This is a genomic window from Chitinolyticbacter albus, assembly GCF_024437655.1.
Classification (GTDB): Bacteria; Pseudomonadota; Gammaproteobacteria; order Burkholderiales; family Chitinibacteraceae; genus Chitinolyticbacter; species Chitinolyticbacter albus.
On the sequence record NZ_JANBVF010000043.1, the window covers coordinates 14,856 to 29,883 of the forward strand.

The window sequence follows — 15,028 nt, forward strand, 5'->3', positions numbered from 1 at the left end:
AGCCGATTCCGCATCGGCCGCAGGGGGCATGCAGTGCAGTCGCAGTTCATCCGTTATCTGCTGGTCGGCGGCGCATCGTTCGCGCTGGAGTACGCGCTGTACTGGCTGCTGTACTGGCTGGGCCTGCCTTATCTATGGGCCAACAGCACGGCCTATCTCACCGTGTTCGTCGTCAATTTCCTGGTGAATCGCAGCTGGACTTTCGGCTCGTCCGGCCACTTGGGCCGGCAGGCGTTGCTGTATCTGCTGCTGGTGCTGTTCAATCTGCTGGCCAGCAATGTCGTGTTGTATGCGCTGGTCGAGTTCGCCGCCGTACCGGCCCTGGTGGGCAAGGTCGCGGTCATGGTCATGATCGTCAGCTGGAATTTCGTGCTGTATCGCAAGGTGATCTATCGATGATTTCCATTGTCATGCCCGTCTACAACGAGGGGCCGCATATCGAGGGCAGCGTGGCCACCGTGCACGCGCTGCTGCTGCAGCACGGCCTGGATGCGCAATTCGTGTTGGTCGACGACGGCTCGCGCGACGACAGCTGGGCGGCGCTCACGCGCTTGTCGCAGTCGCTGCCGGGCATCAAGGCGATCCGGCTGTCGCGCAACTTCGGCAAGGAGGCCGCCTTGTGTGCCGGGCTGGAGCACGCCGATGGCCAGGCCTGCCTCGTCATGGATTCGGACCTGCAGCACCCGCCCGAGCTGATCCCGCGGATGGTCGCGCTGTGGCGCGAGGGCTGGGACGTGGTCGAGGGCGTGAAGGCGCATCGCGGCCAGGAAGGGGGTGTCTACAAGCTAGGTGCGCGCGTGTTCTATCGCCTGTTCCACAAGCTCTCGGGTTTCGATCTCTCGGGGGCGTCTGACTTCAAGCTGATGGACCGCAAGGCGGTCGAGGCCTGGCGCAGCATGAAGGAGCGCGACACCTTCTTTCGCGGCATGTCGGCCTGGGTCGGCTTCAAGCGCCATCGCCTGCCCTTCGTCGTCGCCAGCCGCGTGCAGGGCACGACCAAGTGGTCGCCGGTGAAGCTCGGCCGGCTGTTTATCTCGGCGATCAGCGCGTTCTCGTCGCTCCCGCTGCAGATCGTCACGGTGATGGGCGGGCTCTTTTTCATCGGCGCGCTGGGTATGGCGGTGCAGACGCTGTACACCAAGCTGTCCGGCCATGCCGACGATGGCTTCACCACGGTGATTTTGCTACAGCTCATCATCGGCAGTGCGCTGATGTTCAGCCTCGGCATCATCGGCACCTATCTTGCGCGCATCTATGACGAGGTGAAGGGGCGGCCCCGTTATCTCGTCAGTGAGACCAGCGTTTCGCCCGCCGTCACACCGCCAATCTCTACACAGGAATAACCATCGTGCTGGGTCTGCTTTATCTGATCGTCGCGTTCGCGCTGGGCTGGCAACTGCTGCCACGCGTCCTGCCTTGGGTGTTGCAGGTGCCCGAACGCAGCAGCCTGTTTGGCACCGCCATTCCGTTGCCGCTGTGGGTGATCCGCTGGCCGGCGGCGTGGCTGATCGGCACGCTGCTGATGAACTGGACCACCTTCGTGTTCTGCAACTGGCTCGGCGCCATGCAGCCGTGGGCGGTGCTGGGTCTGGCGATTGTCGCCACCGCCATGCTGATGTGGTTCAACGGCATGCAGACCCCGGCGGCGTTCAAGCCGCAGGCGCGTTGGTGGCGCAAGTTGCTGGACCTGGAAGGGGGCTATCTGCTGGTGGCACTGCTGCTGGCGAGCTTCATCGCCTGGCACACACTGATGATCAAGGATGGCGTGCTGTTCATCGGCAACACCGTCTGGTCCGATTTCGGCCCGCACCTGGCGGTGATCCGCTCGTTCTCGTGGGGCGACAATTTTCCGCCGCAGTACCCGCATTTCCCCGAAGGCAATATCCGCTACCACTTCCTGTTCCAGTTCCTCGTCGCCACGCTGGAAAAGCTCGGCCTGCCGATCGACTGGGCGTTCAACCTGCCCAGCATCCTGTCGCTGGTGGCCGTGTTCTTGCTGCTCTACGCACTGGCGGTGGCGATCACCGGCTCACGCGCCGTGGGCGTGCTGACTGGGCTCTTCTTCATCTTCCGCTCGTCCTTCGCCTTCTTCACCTTCGCCCAGGAGCACCTGGGTGGTGATCTGTGGCAATCGCTGTGGAACGTGTCGCTGCACATCGGCAAGACGCAGAACGAGCATTGGGGGCTGTGGGCGCAGAACGTCTATGCCAACCAGCGCCACTTTGCGTTCTCGATCGCCATCATGCTGCTGATCCTGATGGCGCTGCTGCCGCTGATCCAGGCGGCTGCCAGCGAGCAGACCGGTGTGAAGGCGCGGCTGGTTCACTGGTGGCGCAGCGTGATCTCGTTCGGCGGCTGGTGGCCGCAGGACTGGCGCCGCGCCGTGGCGCTCGGCGTGCTGCTGGGGCTGATCGGCTTCTGGAACGGCGCGGTGGTGATCACCGCGCTCTTGATCCTGGCGGTGATGACGCTGTTCAGCCGTGGCAGGCTGGAATACGCGATCATCGCCGTGCTGGCGGTGCTGCTGGCCACGCTGCAATCGCGCTGGTTCATCGGCGCCGGCGCTTCGGCGGTATCGCCCACGTTGTTCTTCGGCTTTCTCGCCGAACACAAGACCCTGGCGGGCGTGACGTCCTTCGTGATCGAGCTGATGGGCCTCTTCGTGCCGCTGTTCATCGTCGGCTGGCTGGGCACGCTGCCGGCCGGGCGCAATACCCGCGGCCTGACACTCGCGTTCTTCGCGCCCATCGTGTTTGCGCTGACGGTGTCGCTGACCACCGATATCAACGCCAACCACAAATTCATCATGATCGCGACGCTGCTCGCCAACATCGTCGTCGCCGTGCTGATCGTAAACCTGTGGCGCAGTGGCCTCGTCACCCAGCGCATCCTCGCGGGCGTGTTCACGCTGCTGCTTACCCTCACCGGTTTCGTCGATTTGCGCACGCTGTACAACATGAACCACGGCAACGTGCTGTTCCGCATGGACGACCCGATCACCCTCTGGGTGCAGCAGCACAGCAATCCTCGCGATGTGTTCCTTACCGACTGGGCCACGCTGCACCCGGTGCAGTTTGCCGGCAGGCCGATCTACTACGGCTGGCCGTATTACGCCTGGTCCGCCGGCTACGACACCGATACGCGCGTGCAGATCATGAAGCGCATTTACGGCACACCCAATCCGTACGAAATGCGCGGCCTCGCGCAGCAGGCGGGCATCCGCTACATCGTGATCGACGACGCGGTGCGCAACAGCCGCGAGTACCAGGTCAATGAAATGCTGATCGCCCGCGTGTTCCCGCTGGTGTTTGCCCACGAGAAGGACCACACGCTGATCTTTGCCGTGCAGTGAGAGCTGGCTCACACGTCGGGCGGGGGCGGTCAACCCGGCGTGTCCTCCAAGCATTGATGGTGCACAGGAGGCAAACCAAGGAGGAGCTCCATGAAGACCATCATCACTGCACTGACACTGGCCGGTGCCTTGTTCGCTGCGCAGGCCGAAGCAACACCGCACTGGCGCGAAGGCCGCAACTATCGCGCTGGCGAGGTCGTCGAATACCACGGCCAGCAATGGCGCGTGGTGCAGAGCCACACCGCCTGGCGTGGCGCCGGCTGGACTCCTGCGGACGCGCATTCGCTGTGGGAGCCGGTGCGTCACCACCGCGATCGCCGCTACTACGATGAACGCGGCCACGATACCGGCCAGTGGCGCGGGCCCAGCGGCTACCCCGGTGATCCGGGCTATCGCGGTGACAAACCGTGGCACCGCGATCCGCACTGGCGCCCGGCTGGCTGGAATCACGATCGCGGCTACCATCGCGGCGAATGGGTGTGGCACGAAGGCTACGCCTACCAGGCGCGTCGTGACGTCGGTTCGAGCGTGGCGATCAACTGGCGCCCTGACCGTGCCCCCGACGTGTGGCTGCGCGTCAAACTGCCTTGAGCGCTTATACCGTCTATCGGTGGTGAGCGGTAGCCGAAGCGGCAACCATCTGAACTAGGATGCTAGCGCCATGCTTGTGTCATGCCGAGCATGGCGTCTACCAACTACAAGGATGGAGATCCCGCATGCACCGTGTTTTATCCCCACTGGCGGCTGCCATGGCGCTGGCCATGCTGAGCAGCAACGCTTTGGCCCTGACCCCGACGCCGATCCCACCGACCCGCGCACCGGTCACCTATGTGCCGACCGGGCCCGGCGGCTTCTATGCGAACTGCACGATCAATGTCTACTCGATATCGCTGAAGCCGCTGGACCCGTCGCTGCTGCCACCGACGCCGGTCCCGATCGCCACCCCCACACCGACGCTGACGCCGGGCGTCACGCCGACGCCGCGGCCCAGCCCGACGCCGACGCCCACCCCGTGGTTCACGCCGACCCCGAATCCGTATGTCACGCCGACTCCGGCGATACCGGTTTGGTCGGCAGAGCAGGCCTATACCACCGGCCAGATCATCAGCTACCAGGGCACGCAGTATCGCGCGCGCTGGTGGACCCAGGGCGACATACCGCAGACGGGAGGATGGGGACCATGGGAGCTGATCTCCACTGCTGGCGTGCCGTACTGGAGCGCACAGCAGACCTATGTGGCCGGGCAGGAGGCGTCGCACCAGGGCAAGATTTATCGCGCGCGCTGGTGGACCAGCGGCGAGGCGCCCGGTGCGGAGTGGGGCGTCTGGGAGTTCCTGCGTGTGGACGATCGCGTGGGCATGAGCAAGGTCGTCATCCAGGGCACGATCACCCAGGAATACTGCTGGCGCAATGACTGGCAGCAGCCGTACCACGATTATTTCTACGAAAAGCGGCATTACGACTGGCAGGTGGTCGCTGATCCGGACCAGGTCGTGGCAGGCATCGAGGTGACCGACCACAACGGGAGTCTGGTCACCCGCGTGCCTTCGGCTACGCAGTACGAGTCGAGCGCCGCCGCCGGGTACTGGATGAACCATAAGCGGACGTACACCGAAGGCGCCGGCACAACGCTATCGTTGTGCGGGGTGGGCGGCAGTTGCCGCCGTTTCACGCCTGAGCTTTGATGATCGCGTCCCGGCTTGGCGCCGGGACTCGGTCAGCTCTTGAAGCGGTCGAGCTCACCACGCAAGGCATCAGACTTGTGGCCGAGCTCGGCCGCCGCCGCATAGATATCATCGGCGTCGCGTGCGCTGACGCCGAACGATTGCTTGAGCGCATCGACCTCGTTGCCGATTTGGTTGACTGCGTTCTCGATCGCCTGGGTCTGCGCCGCGCTGGCGCCGACATGGCGCTCGGCATCCTGCATCGCACCCACGCTGTCGGCAATGGCGCCCAGTGCTTCATCGGCACTGGCCACCAGTTGCTGCGCCTGCCTTGCCGTGGCCGACATGCGGCTGCTGGTGGTCTCGATGGCGCCGACGATGCCGGTCACCGCGCGCTGTGAATTGGCAAGCGCCGTGTCGGTCTGGTTGGCGAGCTTGCGCACTTCATCGGCGACCACGGCAAAGCCGCGCCCTGCTTCGCCGGCCCGCGCCGCCTCGATCGCGGCATTGAGCGCCAGCAGATTGATCTGGTCGGAAATGCCCTTGATCGCATCCAGGATATGCGTGATCTGTTCGGCTTCGCGTGTCAGCTGCTGCAGCTCCCCGGCGATGGCTTGGCTCGCATTGGCGCTGTCGTTCACCGCGCGCACCATCTGGTCGAGCTCGCCGCGCGCACTGCTGAGCTTGGTGGCGGCAGCTGAGACGCCGCTGCGCACCGCGCCTGCCAGGTTGGCCGCCTCGGTGGCGGCATCGCGGATATGACTGACCTCGCCACCGATCTTGCCGAGCTGACGAGCGCCCTGGCCGACCTCGTTGCGCAACTCCTGCGCCAGGCCGACGAACTGCTGCGCCATGGTCGCCGTTTCGTTGGCGCTGCCGCGCGCGGTGGCGAACACCTCGCGCACCATGGCCAGCAAGCGGTTCAGCTTTTCTGCGATGCGCGCGATCTCGTCGCTGCCCTGCACCGCCACTGGCCGGGTCAGGTCGCGCGCGTCGGCCACGGCGTCGATATCGCGTGCCATCTGTTGCACCCGTACCGCCAGTCGCCGGGCCGCGACCACGGCAAGGCCGGTGCCGATGGCGAGGCAGACGGCGGCGATCAGCAGCATCTTCAGCAGCGTGCGGTGCAGTGCCTGCGTCACGTGATCGAGTGTGATGTCCACGCCGATCAAGTAGGGTGTGCCGTCAGCAGCTTTCATCGGCATGAAGATGGAGCGAAAGCGCCCGTACTTATCCTCGTACTCGGCGAAGCGGGGTTGGCCGCTGCGCCACGCATCCAGTGTGGCGGGGTCGGCGTCGTCGTAGTGTTCGAAGTACTTGATGTAGTCGCCGGCCTCGAACTCGGCGCGTGGCACGCCGTCGGAGATGTAGAACACCTTGTCGCCCTCGACCTTCAGCAGGTAGGTGTAGGCCAGCCCCACCTGCTTGGCGTAGTCGCCCAGGCGCAGCACCAGCGCCTTGTACTCGTCCGCGGCGATGGCCTGCGCGTCCTTGGCGCGGGCAGGGTAGTCGGCCGGGATGATGTAGGGCACGGCTTGGGCCGTGGCGCGCAGGCGGCCATCGATCTCGGTGCGCACGTCGCGCACCTTGTCGAAATAGCTGTTGGCCGAGAAGCCGGCGATGACGATGACCTCGACGGCGAGGATCCAGAACAGGATGCGGCGAAACAGCGAGCCACGTTGGGTGGCGAGGATGGGGGTGCTCAAGGGGGCTTCCGTGGAACGGGATCAGGCAGGTGCGGGAGTGTAGTCGACTGCTTCAAGCGCTGACCCGAGCGGGATCAAGAAATGGCCATAGCTTGCAGGCCAGGGCGCCGCATTGCACGGCGCCCTTGTCAGCTTCAGCCCAGTTTGGCGAGCTGGGCCTTCAGTTGCGCGAGCTTGCTTGAGAGCTCCGCCACCAGTGCCTTGTCCTTCTCCACCAGATGGGCCGGCGCCTTGTCGATGTAGCCCGGCTTCTCCAGCTTGGCAACCATCTTGGAGAGGCCATCCTCGGTCTTGGCAATCTCGCGCGTCAGCCGCGCGGTCTCCGCCTCGCGATCGACCTCGACCTTGAGCATCAGCCGCGTGCCGCCGGCCACGGCCACCGGCGCGTCGTCGTCCGGCAGGTTGGTAGCAATGTGCACTTCCGACAGCTTGGCCAGTGATTTCAGGTACTCGGCAAAGCGCGCCAGCTCCAGGCCGCCCTCGATATAGAGCGGCACCTTCTGCGACGGTGCCAGGCCCATCTCGGCGCGCAGGTTGCGCGCGGCGAAGGCCAGCGCCTTCAGCTCGTCGACCACGGCGGTTGCTGCGGCATCGAGCTTGCCTTCGTCGGCGAGCGGCCAGGCGGCGACCATGATGGACTCGCTGTCCTTCTTGCCGGCGAGCGGCGCCACCACTTGCCACAGCTCCTCGGTGATGAAGGGCATGATGGGGTGGGTGAGGCGCAGGATCACTTCCAGCACGCGGATCAGCGTGCGGCGGGTGGCGCGCTGCTGCGCCTCGCTGCCGGTCTGCACCGACACCTTGGCGAGCTCGATATACCAGTCGCAGTACTCGTTCCAGACGAATTCATAGATCGCCTGAGCGGCCAGATCGAAGCGGAAGGTATCGAGCGCCAGCGTGACGGCCTGCTCGGCTTCCTGCAGCCGGCTGATGATCCAGCGGTCGGCAAAGCCGTAATCCAGGTCGGCGTTCGCTTCCAGGCCGCAATCCTTGCCTTCGACATTCATCAGCACGAAGCGGGTGGCGTTCCACAGCTTGTTGCAGAAGTTGCGATAGCCCTCGCAGCGTTTCTGGTCGAAGTTGATCGAGCGGCCTAAGGACGCCAGCGAGGCGAAGGTGAAGCGCAGCGCGTCGACGCCATAGGCCGGAATGCCGTCCGGGAATTCCTTCTCGGTTTTCTTGGCCACCTGCGGTGCTTTTTCCGGGCGGCGCAGGCCGGAGGTGCGCTTTTCCAGCAGCGGCGCGAGCGCGATGCCGTCGATCAGGTCGACCGGATCGAGCACATTGCCCTCGGACTTGCTCATCTTCTTGCCTTCGCCGTCGCGCACCAGCCCATGCACGTAGACGTGCTTGAACGGCACCTGGCCGGTGAAATGCGTGGTCATCATGATCATCCGGGCCACCCAGAAGAAGATGATGTCGTAGCCGGTGACGAGCACGGAGGACGGCAGGAAGGCCTTCAGTTCGTTGGTGGCGTTGGGCCAGCCCAGGCTGGAGAACGGCACCAGCGCCGAGCTGAACCAGGTATCGAGCACGTCGTCGTCTCGGCGCAGTGCCTTGCCGCCCGATTGCGCCAGTGCCTCGGCCTCGGTGCGCGCCACGTAGCAGCGGCCTTCGTCGTCGTACCAGGCCGGGATCTGGTGGCCCCACCATAGCTGGCGCGAAATACACCAGTCCTGGATGTTGTTGAGCCAGGCGTAATAGGTGTTCACCCAATCGCCTGGGACGAACTGCACTTCGCCGTTCTGTACGACTTCCAGCGCTTTCTGCGTGATGCTCTTGCCGGTGGCTTCGTCCGGCTTGCTCATCGCGACAAACCACTGGTCGGTCAGCATCGGCTCGATCACGGTGCCGGTGCGATCGCCGCGCGGCACCATCAGCTTGTGTTTCTTGGTTTCCAGCAGCAGGCCGGTGGCTTCCAGATCGGCCAGGATGGCCTTGCGCGCGTCGCGAGTTGAAAGGCCGGCATAGGCGGCGGGCAGCGCAATCGCCTCGTGGGCTGTGCCATCGAAACCAAACACCTGCGCCTGCGGCAGGATGGTTGCGGTGAGGCTCATCACGTTGACGAGGCGCGTGTCGTGGCGCTTGCCGACCTGATAATCGTTGAAGTCATGTGCCGGCGTGATCTTGACGAAGCCGGTGCCGAATTCCTTGTCGACGTAGTCGTCGGCAATCACCGGGATGGTGCGGCCGGTCAGTGGCAGCGCCAGCTGCTTGCCCAGGAGATGCTGGTAGCGCTCGTCATCCGGGTTGATCGCGACAGCGACGTCACCCAGCAGCGTTTCCGGCCGGGTGGTGGCCACAGTGACGAACTCGTCGCTACCGACCACCGGGTACTTGATGTGCCACATGTGGCCATCTTCTTCCTCGCTGACCACTTCGAGGTCCGAGACGGCCGTGCCCAGCACCGGATCCCAGTTCACCAGGCGCTTGCCACGATAGATCAGGCCCTGCTCGAACAGGCGCACGAACACTTCGGTCACGCTGCCCGACATCTTGTCGTCCATCGTGAAGTACTCGCGGCCCCAGTCGACCGAAGCACCCATGCGGCGCATCTGGCCGGTGATGATGTCGCCCGATTGCTGCTTCCAGTCCCACACCTTGTCGATGAATGCCTTGCGGCCGAGGTCGTGGCGGTTCACGCCCTGCGCATCGAGCTGGCGCTCGACCACGATCTGCGTGGCGATGCCGGCGTGATCGGTGCCCGGCAGCCACAGCGTATTGTCGCCGCGCATGCGGTGATAACGCGTCAGCCCGTCCATGATGGTCTGGTTGAAGGCGTGGCCCATGTGCAGCGTGCCGGTCACGTTCGGCGGCGGCAGCTGGATGGCGAACGACGGGGCGCTCAGATCCATGCTGGGGCTGAAATAGTTCGCGCCTTCCCAGCGCGGGTACCAGTTCGCCTCGATGGCGGCAGGTTCAAAGCTCTTGGCGAGTTGGTCGAGTGCGGTGCTCATGGGCAGCGGGAAATCGTTGGGAAACCGCGAATTATACCGACAAGCGTCGCTGACCGGCGGCTGGCGTCCAAAGGTGCCGCACGCCGCATGGTTGGGGACTGTCGGCGGATTCCTGCCGTGAAAATGTCATTTTTCCTATGGTTTGTCTGAATCTTTGCCCAAGATAATGAAAGGCCTGCTACACCCAAGATTCCCAACCAGGAGACTGCCATGAATGAAAAGCTGAAGGCTGATCAGGATGTACTGCTCGATGACCTGCGCACCGTAATTACCGATACCGAGGGGATGTTGAAGGACGTGGCCCAGGTGGGAGGCGCCGAAGCGCAGGCCTTGCGGGAAAAAATCGCCGCCAACCTCTCGGCGGCACGCACCAAGCTCGTGGAAACCGAGAAGCTCGTCGCCGAGAAGGCGCGTATCGCCGCCAAGGCCACCGATGAATACGTGCACGAGCACCCCTGGACGTCGATCGGCGTTGCTGCCGGTGTCGGTTTCCTCCTCGGCCTCTTGGTCTCGCGTCGTTAAACCGCCAGGGCGACGGAGTTTCCGTCGCCCTTTTTCCTGGATGGATGATGAGCGAATCCAGTAACAACCCGCGTCCGCTGAATCGGCTGGCTGCCGCTGCCGTGGGCTTGCTGCATGCCCACCTCGGGATTTTCAGCATCGAACTTGAAGAGGCACGCGAGCGCTTGTTGCGCACGCTGATCCTGGGCGTACTCGGTGCCAGCCTGCTGGTGATGTGCCTCGTCGCCTTTGCCTGGGCGCTGGTGCTCTACCTGCCGCACGAATCGCGCGTCGTGATGCTGGTCGTGGTCGGCGCGATTTTCCTGGCGATAGGCGCCGGCTGCGTCTGGCTTGCGTGGCGTGGCTTTGCCCGCGGACCACAACCTTTCGCCGTCACACTGGAAGAGTTGCGGCGCGATCGGGAGAGACTGCTATGAGCCGGGCGATACGCGCGAGCCGCGAAGCGCGCAAGCAACTGCTGCGGCTGGAGGCGGAAATGCACAGGCTGGAACTCTCGGTCAGCCTTACACAGCTGCGCCATCCCTTTGTGGCGGACCAAGCCGGTAGTTGGTGGCAGCGCCTGCTGCACAATCCCGGCGCCTGGCTCGGGGTGGCGAGCAGCTTCTTCGGCGGCGGCAAGTTCGCGCAGACGAGCCGATTGCTTCCCATGCTGCTCGGCGCATGGAAAGCGGCGCGCATCGTGCGCCAGTTCCTGCAACGTCGTCGCGCCCGCGCAGCCGCAGCGGACACGAATTGATAGGTTAGACGCCAAGCAGCCCGCCATGGAGCGGGCTGCTTGGCATCGTGGCCCAGCGCGGGCCGTGCAACACGTGACGACAGGCTCTAGTCGACCAGTCCTTGGCGGCGCAATTCGTTCTTGACGAGCTCGGCCACCCGCGGCGCAAACCGCGCTTCCAGATCGTGACTGATCTGCGTTGCCAGCGTGGTCGCCGCTTCGGCGTAGAGCGCGCTCATCAGCGTCTTGAAGTGCTGGCGTGACAATCGATCCACTTCCATCGCGATATCGACCGCGAGATGCGCGGCCACGCCCGCAGTCAGTTCGGCAATGGCAGCTTCGTCCAGCTTGGGCGGGGGTGGAGGAAGGGTCGGCTCCGGGAAGGAGTCGACGACCGCTGCGGACACATCGCTCGGCTCGGCGATCGCTACGGGTTCAACGGCCTCGATGACGATAGGGGCAGCGTTGGCCATGGCCGGTTGCTGCACCAGCTCGGTTTCGACATGCGGGTCCAGATGCAGCTCGATATGCGGATCGGCTGCGAGCGCAATATGCAGCTCGTCAGCTTCGGGCGATTGCTCGCTGGCACGGCGGTTGAAATCGGCCAAGGTGCTGGACAGCTCATCCGGTTCCGCGACAATGCTGACGGCTTCGACGGCTTCGACGGCTTCGACGGCTTCGACGGCTTCCACGGCTTCGACGGCTTCCACGGCTTCGACGGCTTCCACGGCTTCGACGGCTTCCACGGCTTCGACGGCTTCCACGGCTTCGACGGCTTCCACGGCTTCGACGGCTTCCACGGCTTCGACGGCTTCCACGGCTTCGACGGCTTCCACGGCTTCGACGGCTTCCACGGCTTCGACGGCTTCCACGGCTTCGACGGCTTCCACGGCTTCGACGGCTTCCACGGCTTCGACGGCTTCCACGGCTTCGACGGCTTCCACGGCTTCGACGGCTTCCACGGCTTCGACGGCTTCCACGGCTTCGACGGCTTCCACGGCTTCGACGGCTTCCACGGCTTCGACGGCTTCCACGGCTTCGACGGCTTCCACGGCTTCGACGGCTTCGACGGCTTCGACGGCTTCGACGGCTTCGACGGCCTGCGCTGGCTCGGCCGGTTCCAGCTCCAGATCCAGCCGTCGTGGCGGCGGTGCGACGTCGTCAAAGCGCAGGGTGGCGGCGGGTGCCGGTTGCGGCTGTTCAGCCCGTTGCGCCGAGCCAGGCGCCGGCAGCTGAAAGCCTTCCTCCTCCTCTTCCCAGCGCAGCGCGGCAGGCGCGGCGCCACTGGCCATGACCACTTCGCTGGCACCAAAGGGCTGCACTTCGGTTGCCAGCGCATCGAGGTCGAGCAGCGGCAGATCGAGGAACGCCTCGGCGGCGGCGGGCTTGTCCTCGCGCAGCACTGGCGTAGGCGCGGGCACAGCCAGTTGCGCGGTGGGTGGCGGGCGGTGGAACTCCCGCGGGTCGAACAGCAGTTCTTCGTGATGGGCGTTTGCCACCTGCACATCGCGCTCGTGCGGTGCGCGCGCGATCTCGCCCACGGGGAGGTCGTCGTTCACGGGCTCGATGAGGATGGGAATGTCGTCGTCCTCCAGCGCTTCGGTCAGCACCGGGATGTCGTCCAGTTCCTCGGTCAGCACGGGGATGTCGTCGTCTCCCGCACGCGTGCCGCCACGGTGGCGCGCCATCAGGGCGTCCATCTTGTTGAATAGCGGGCTGACGCTGTCGTCTTCGCTCATGGCGTGGTGCTCCGCTGGGCCGCCAGTTCCAGCATGTCGATGGCGGTGGGGGTGATGCCGAGTGCCTGATAAGCGCGCCAGCGTTCTCGCGCCCGGTTGCGATGGTTGTCGTCGCGATCGACGATCTCGAAGATCCGTCCCTGGCGCAGCGCTTCCGGTGGCGGGGCGTCGGTCCAATTGAACAGCGCCGCGCGCGGCGCCATCAAGCCATCACGATGGTCGACGATGATGGGGGTGCGGGCGGCGAGCGCGTCATCGGCGGCGCAATGCGGCAGGAAGCCGGTCTGTGGCACCTCCCACAGCAAGCGATCGACGGCGCTGCTGTCGTTGGCGTCGGCGGTGTACACATTGACCGTCAGCCCTTGCGCAAGGGCCTTGCCGACAAGCTGGCATAGCGCCTGCTCGCGGTGGGTCACGTTGAAATAGAAGGTGACCGATCCCGTCATTCGGGCAAGGCCTTGAGCTGGGTCAGCCGCTCGTCGAATTCACGCACGTTGTCGGCGCGCTGCTGGCGTAGGTCGGAGACGTCACAGCCGCCGGCTTCGGCGATCAATGGCTGCAGGCCCTTCAGCAGCTCCGGGTAGGTATTGCTGGTGAAGGTGCGTGCTTCGGCCTGCTGCTCGGGCCAGCGGGCGAGGGCATCCAGCGCCCGGCCGGTTTCCGGTTTGCTGCTGCGCTGTTCGCAGATTTCGGAAAAGCTGTCAGCAAGCAGCGCGGTCGCCACCAACCGGCCGACGGTTTCACGATCCGGCGGTGCGGCATGGCTGGCGCTCGCCAGCGCCAGGCCGAGCAACAGCGCGGTGGCGTGACGAGCCGTCCTGCGGCGTGGCGTGGCCATTACTTCTTGTCCTTCCTGCCGAGCTGCGCGGCGCGGCTGCTCAGGAAATCGACCAGCAAGGGCACGGGCCGGCCGGTCGCGCCCTTGGCGGCACCGCTCTTCCAGGCGGTACCGGCGATGTCGAGGTGGGCCCAGCGGTAATCCTTGGTGAAGCGCGACAGGAAGCACGCGGCGGTGACCGAGCCTGCGGGCCGTCCGCCGATATTGCCCATGTCGGCGAAGTTCGATTTCAACTGTTCCTGGTAGTCGTCCCACAGCGGCAGGCGCCAGGCCTTGTCGCCGGTGCCGTCGGCCGAGGCCAGCAGCTCATCGGCCAGCGCGTCGTCGTTGGCATAGAGGCCAGTGGCGACATGACCAAGCGCGATGATGCAGGCGCCGGTCAGCGTGGCGATGTCGATCACGGTTTCTGGCTCGAAGCGCGCGGCGTAGGTCAGCGCATCGCACAGGATCAGCCGGCCCTCGGCGTCGGTGTTGAGCACCTCGATGGTCAACCCGGCCATGCTCTTGACGATGTCACCCGGCTTGTTGGCGTTGCCGGCTGGCATGTTCTCGCAAGTGGGAATGATGCCGACGATGTTGAGCGGCAGAGCCAGCTGGGCGGCGGTTTGCAGCGTGCCGAGCACGGTGGCTGCGCCGCACATGTCATATTTCATTTCATCCATGCCTTCACCGGGCTTGAGCGAGATGCCGCCCGAATCGAAGGTGATGCCCTTGCCGACGAGGACCACGGGCTTGGCGCCCTTCTTGCCGCCCTTGTACTCGAGCACGACCAGCTTGGGCGCCTCGGTCGAGCCCTTGGCCACCGACAGGAAGGAGCCCATGCCCAATGCCTCGAGCTCGGGGGTATCGAGCACCTGTACCTTGAGCTTGTGCGCCTTGCCCAGCTTCACCGCCTCATTGGCGAGGAAGGTCGGCGTGCAGACATTGCCCGGCAGGTTGCCGAGCTGGCGGGTCAGGTTCATGCCCTCACCGATGGCCCGGCCGCGGGCGACACCGGCTTCGAGCGCGGGGATATCGGCCTTCTTGCCGGTGGAAAAATTCACACGGGCCAGCGCGGCGCGGGGATCGGGTGAGGATTTGAAGTCGTCGAAACGATAGCTTTCGAAGACGAGGGCCTGCGCGAGCGCGGCGACGAAGGCATCGGGGGGAACGCCCTTGGGCAGGGCGGCCACGACATCGGCGCTGGCGCCCTTGGCGGCGAGCAGTGCGCGTGCGGCGGCGGTGGCGGCCTGGCGCAATGCGGCCAAGTCCGGTGTTTCGCCCAATTGCACGACCACGATGCGCAGCAGACGGCCGCCTTGCGCGAGAAGGCCCGTGGCCACGGAACCGGCCTTGGCGGCAAGCTCGCCCGCCGCCAGCAACGCGCCGAGGCCTCCCGCCAGACTGGCATCGAGCCTGGAATAGGCCGCCGGTAACGTGGTGCCGCTCACGGTGAGTACCAGGCTGTCTCCAGTGGCTTTTTCGGGTGCGATGCTATTTATGCTAAATTCCACGGCGAATCTCCTGATGCTGAGCGGCGTCATCGTTGGTGTGGC

General features: G+C 65.1%; 14 protein-coding genes. 8 read left to right on the forward strand and 6 right to left on the reverse strand.

All coding sequences use genetic code 11. The features are described 5' to 3' along the window. Positions 1 to 33 precede the first annotated feature (33 nt). From NLI84_RS17160 to NLI84_RS17180, 5 genes are all read left to right on the forward strand, one after another. Positions 34 to 399 carry a GtrA family protein gene (locus NLI84_RS17160; RefSeq protein WP_255992002.1) on the forward strand — a complete coding sequence of 122 codons (366 nt, stop codon included), beginning with the start codon at positions 34 to 36 and terminating at the stop codon, positions 397 to 399. Continuing rightward, positions 396 to 1,343, forward strand: a complete 948-nt coding sequence (locus NLI84_RS17165) for a glycosyltransferase family 2 protein (protein WP_255992004.1) — start codon at positions 396 to 398, stop codon at positions 1,341 to 1,343. The genes NLI84_RS17160 and NLI84_RS17165 overlap by 4 nt, the downstream gene beginning before the upstream one ends. Positions 1,344 to 1,348: 5 nt before the next feature. Continuing rightward, a complete protein-coding gene (locus NLI84_RS17170) occupies positions 1,349 to 3,352 on the forward strand; it encodes a DUF2298 domain-containing protein (protein WP_255992005.1) in 2,004 nt (667 codons plus the stop codon). Between the two features lie 90 nt (positions 3,353 to 3,442). After that, positions 3,443 to 3,943 (forward strand): carbohydrate-binding protein, encoded by a 501-nt coding sequence (locus NLI84_RS17175; protein ID WP_255992006.1) that lies wholly within the window; start codon positions 3,443 to 3,445, stop codon positions 3,941 to 3,943. 125 nt (positions 3,944 to 4,068) lie between these two features. Continuing rightward, positions 4,069 to 5,037 carry a carbohydrate-binding protein gene (locus NLI84_RS17180; protein ID WP_255992007.1) on the forward strand — a complete coding sequence of 323 codons (969 nt, stop codon included), beginning with the start codon at positions 4,069 to 4,071 and terminating at the stop codon, positions 5,035 to 5,037. Positions 5,038 to 5,069: 32 nt separating this feature from the next. Here NLI84_RS17180 and NLI84_RS17185 read toward each other — a convergent pair whose 3' ends face one another. Then, positions 5,070 to 6,722, reverse strand: coding sequence for a methyl-accepting chemotaxis protein (locus NLI84_RS17185; RefSeq protein WP_255992008.1), 1,653 nt, complete (start codon positions 6,720 to 6,722; stop codon positions 5,070 to 5,072). 134 nt (positions 6,723 to 6,856) lie between these two features. Beyond that, a complete protein-coding gene (locus tag NLI84_RS17190; RefSeq protein ID WP_255992010.1) occupies positions 6,857 to 9,679 on the reverse strand; it encodes a valine--tRNA ligase in 2,823 nt (940 codons plus the stop codon). 210 nt (positions 9,680 to 9,889) lie between these two features. Here NLI84_RS17190 and NLI84_RS17195 point away from each other — a divergent pair, with 210 nt between their 5' ends. Genes NLI84_RS17195 through NLI84_RS17205 form a run of 3 tightly spaced genes read left to right on the forward strand, consistent with a single transcriptional unit; the run spans position 9,890 to position 10,937 of the window. Then, positions 9,890 to 10,201 (forward strand): ElaB/YgaM/YqjD family protein, encoded by a 312-nt coding sequence (locus NLI84_RS17195; RefSeq protein ID WP_255992011.1) that lies wholly within the window; start codon positions 9,890 to 9,892, stop codon positions 10,199 to 10,201. A 47-nt stretch (positions 10,202 to 10,248) separates the two neighbouring features. After that, positions 10,249 to 10,617: a phage holin family protein gene (locus NLI84_RS17200; RefSeq protein WP_255992012.1), complete on the forward strand. Its 369-nt coding sequence runs from the start codon at positions 10,249 to 10,251 to the stop codon at positions 10,615 to 10,617. Continuing rightward, positions 10,614 to 10,937, forward strand: a complete 324-nt coding sequence (locus NLI84_RS17205) for a hypothetical protein (RefSeq protein ID WP_255992013.1) — start codon at positions 10,614 to 10,616, stop codon at positions 10,935 to 10,937. The genes NLI84_RS17200 and NLI84_RS17205 overlap by 4 nt, the downstream gene beginning before the upstream one ends. An 86-nt stretch (positions 10,938 to 11,023) precedes the next feature. Here the strand turns inward: NLI84_RS17205 and NLI84_RS17210 are convergent, their stop codons facing one another. From NLI84_RS17210 to NLI84_RS17225, 4 genes are read right to left on the reverse strand one after another with little or no spacing between them, the layout of a single operon-like run. Then, positions 11,024 to 12,655, reverse strand: coding sequence for a DUF4573 domain-containing protein (locus NLI84_RS17210; RefSeq protein WP_255992014.1), 1,632 nt, complete (start codon positions 12,653 to 12,655; stop codon positions 11,024 to 11,026). Next, positions 12,652 to 13,101 carry a DNA polymerase III subunit chi gene (locus NLI84_RS17215; protein WP_255992015.1) on the reverse strand — a complete coding sequence of 150 codons (450 nt, stop codon included), beginning with the start codon at positions 13,099 to 13,101 and terminating at the stop codon, positions 12,652 to 12,654. Before NLI84_RS17215 ends, NLI84_RS17210 begins: the two co-directional genes overlap by 4 nt. After that, complete coding sequence (locus NLI84_RS17220) at positions 13,098 to 13,493, reverse strand: hypothetical protein (protein ID WP_255992016.1); 396 nt, start codon at positions 13,491 to 13,493, stop codon at positions 13,098 to 13,100. The genes NLI84_RS17215 and NLI84_RS17220 overlap by 4 nt, the downstream gene beginning before the upstream one ends. Further along, positions 13,493 to 14,986, reverse strand: a complete 1,494-nt coding sequence (locus NLI84_RS17225; RefSeq protein WP_255992017.1) for a leucyl aminopeptidase — start codon at positions 14,984 to 14,986, stop codon at positions 13,493 to 13,495. Before NLI84_RS17225 ends, NLI84_RS17220 begins: the two co-directional genes overlap by 1 nt. Positions 14,987 to 15,028 lie beyond the last annotated feature (42 nt).

Bases quoted from the DNA above. Each gene is read 5' to 3' on its own strand.
- NLI84_RS17165 (WP_255992004.1), top strand. From the start codon at position 396: ATGATTTCCATTGTCATGCCCGTCTACAACGAGGGGCCGCATATCGAG.
- NLI84_RS17175 (WP_255992006.1), top strand. From the start codon at position 3,443: ATGAAGACCATCATCACTGCACTGACACTGGCCGGTGCCTTGTTCGCT.
- NLI84_RS17180 (WP_255992007.1), top strand. From the start codon at position 4,069: ATGCACCGTGTTTTATCCCCACTGGCGGCTGCCATGGCGCTGGCCATG.
- NLI84_RS17190 (WP_255992010.1), bottom strand. From the start codon at position 9,679: ATGAGCACCGCACTCGACCAACTCGCCAAGAGCTTTGAACCTGCCGCC.
- NLI84_RS17195 (WP_255992011.1), top strand. From the start codon at position 9,890: ATGAATGAAAAGCTGAAGGCTGATCAGGATGTACTGCTCGATGACCTG.
- NLI84_RS17200 (WP_255992012.1), top strand. From the start codon at position 10,249: ATGAGCGAATCCAGTAACAACCCGCGTCCGCTGAATCGGCTGGCTGCC.
- NLI84_RS17205 (WP_255992013.1), top strand. From the start codon at position 10,614: ATGAGCCGGGCGATACGCGCGAGCCGCGAAGCGCGCAAGCAACTGCTG.
- NLI84_RS17210 (WP_255992014.1), bottom strand. From the start codon at position 12,655: ATGAGCGAAGACGACAGCGTCAGCCCGCTATTCAACAAGATGGACGCC.
- NLI84_RS17215 (WP_255992015.1), bottom strand. From the start codon at position 13,101: ATGACGGGATCGGTCACCTTCTATTTCAACGTGACCCACCGCGAGCAG.
- NLI84_RS17220 (WP_255992016.1), bottom strand. From the start codon at position 13,493: ATGGCCACGCCACGCCGCAGGACGGCTCGTCACGCCACCGCGCTGTTG.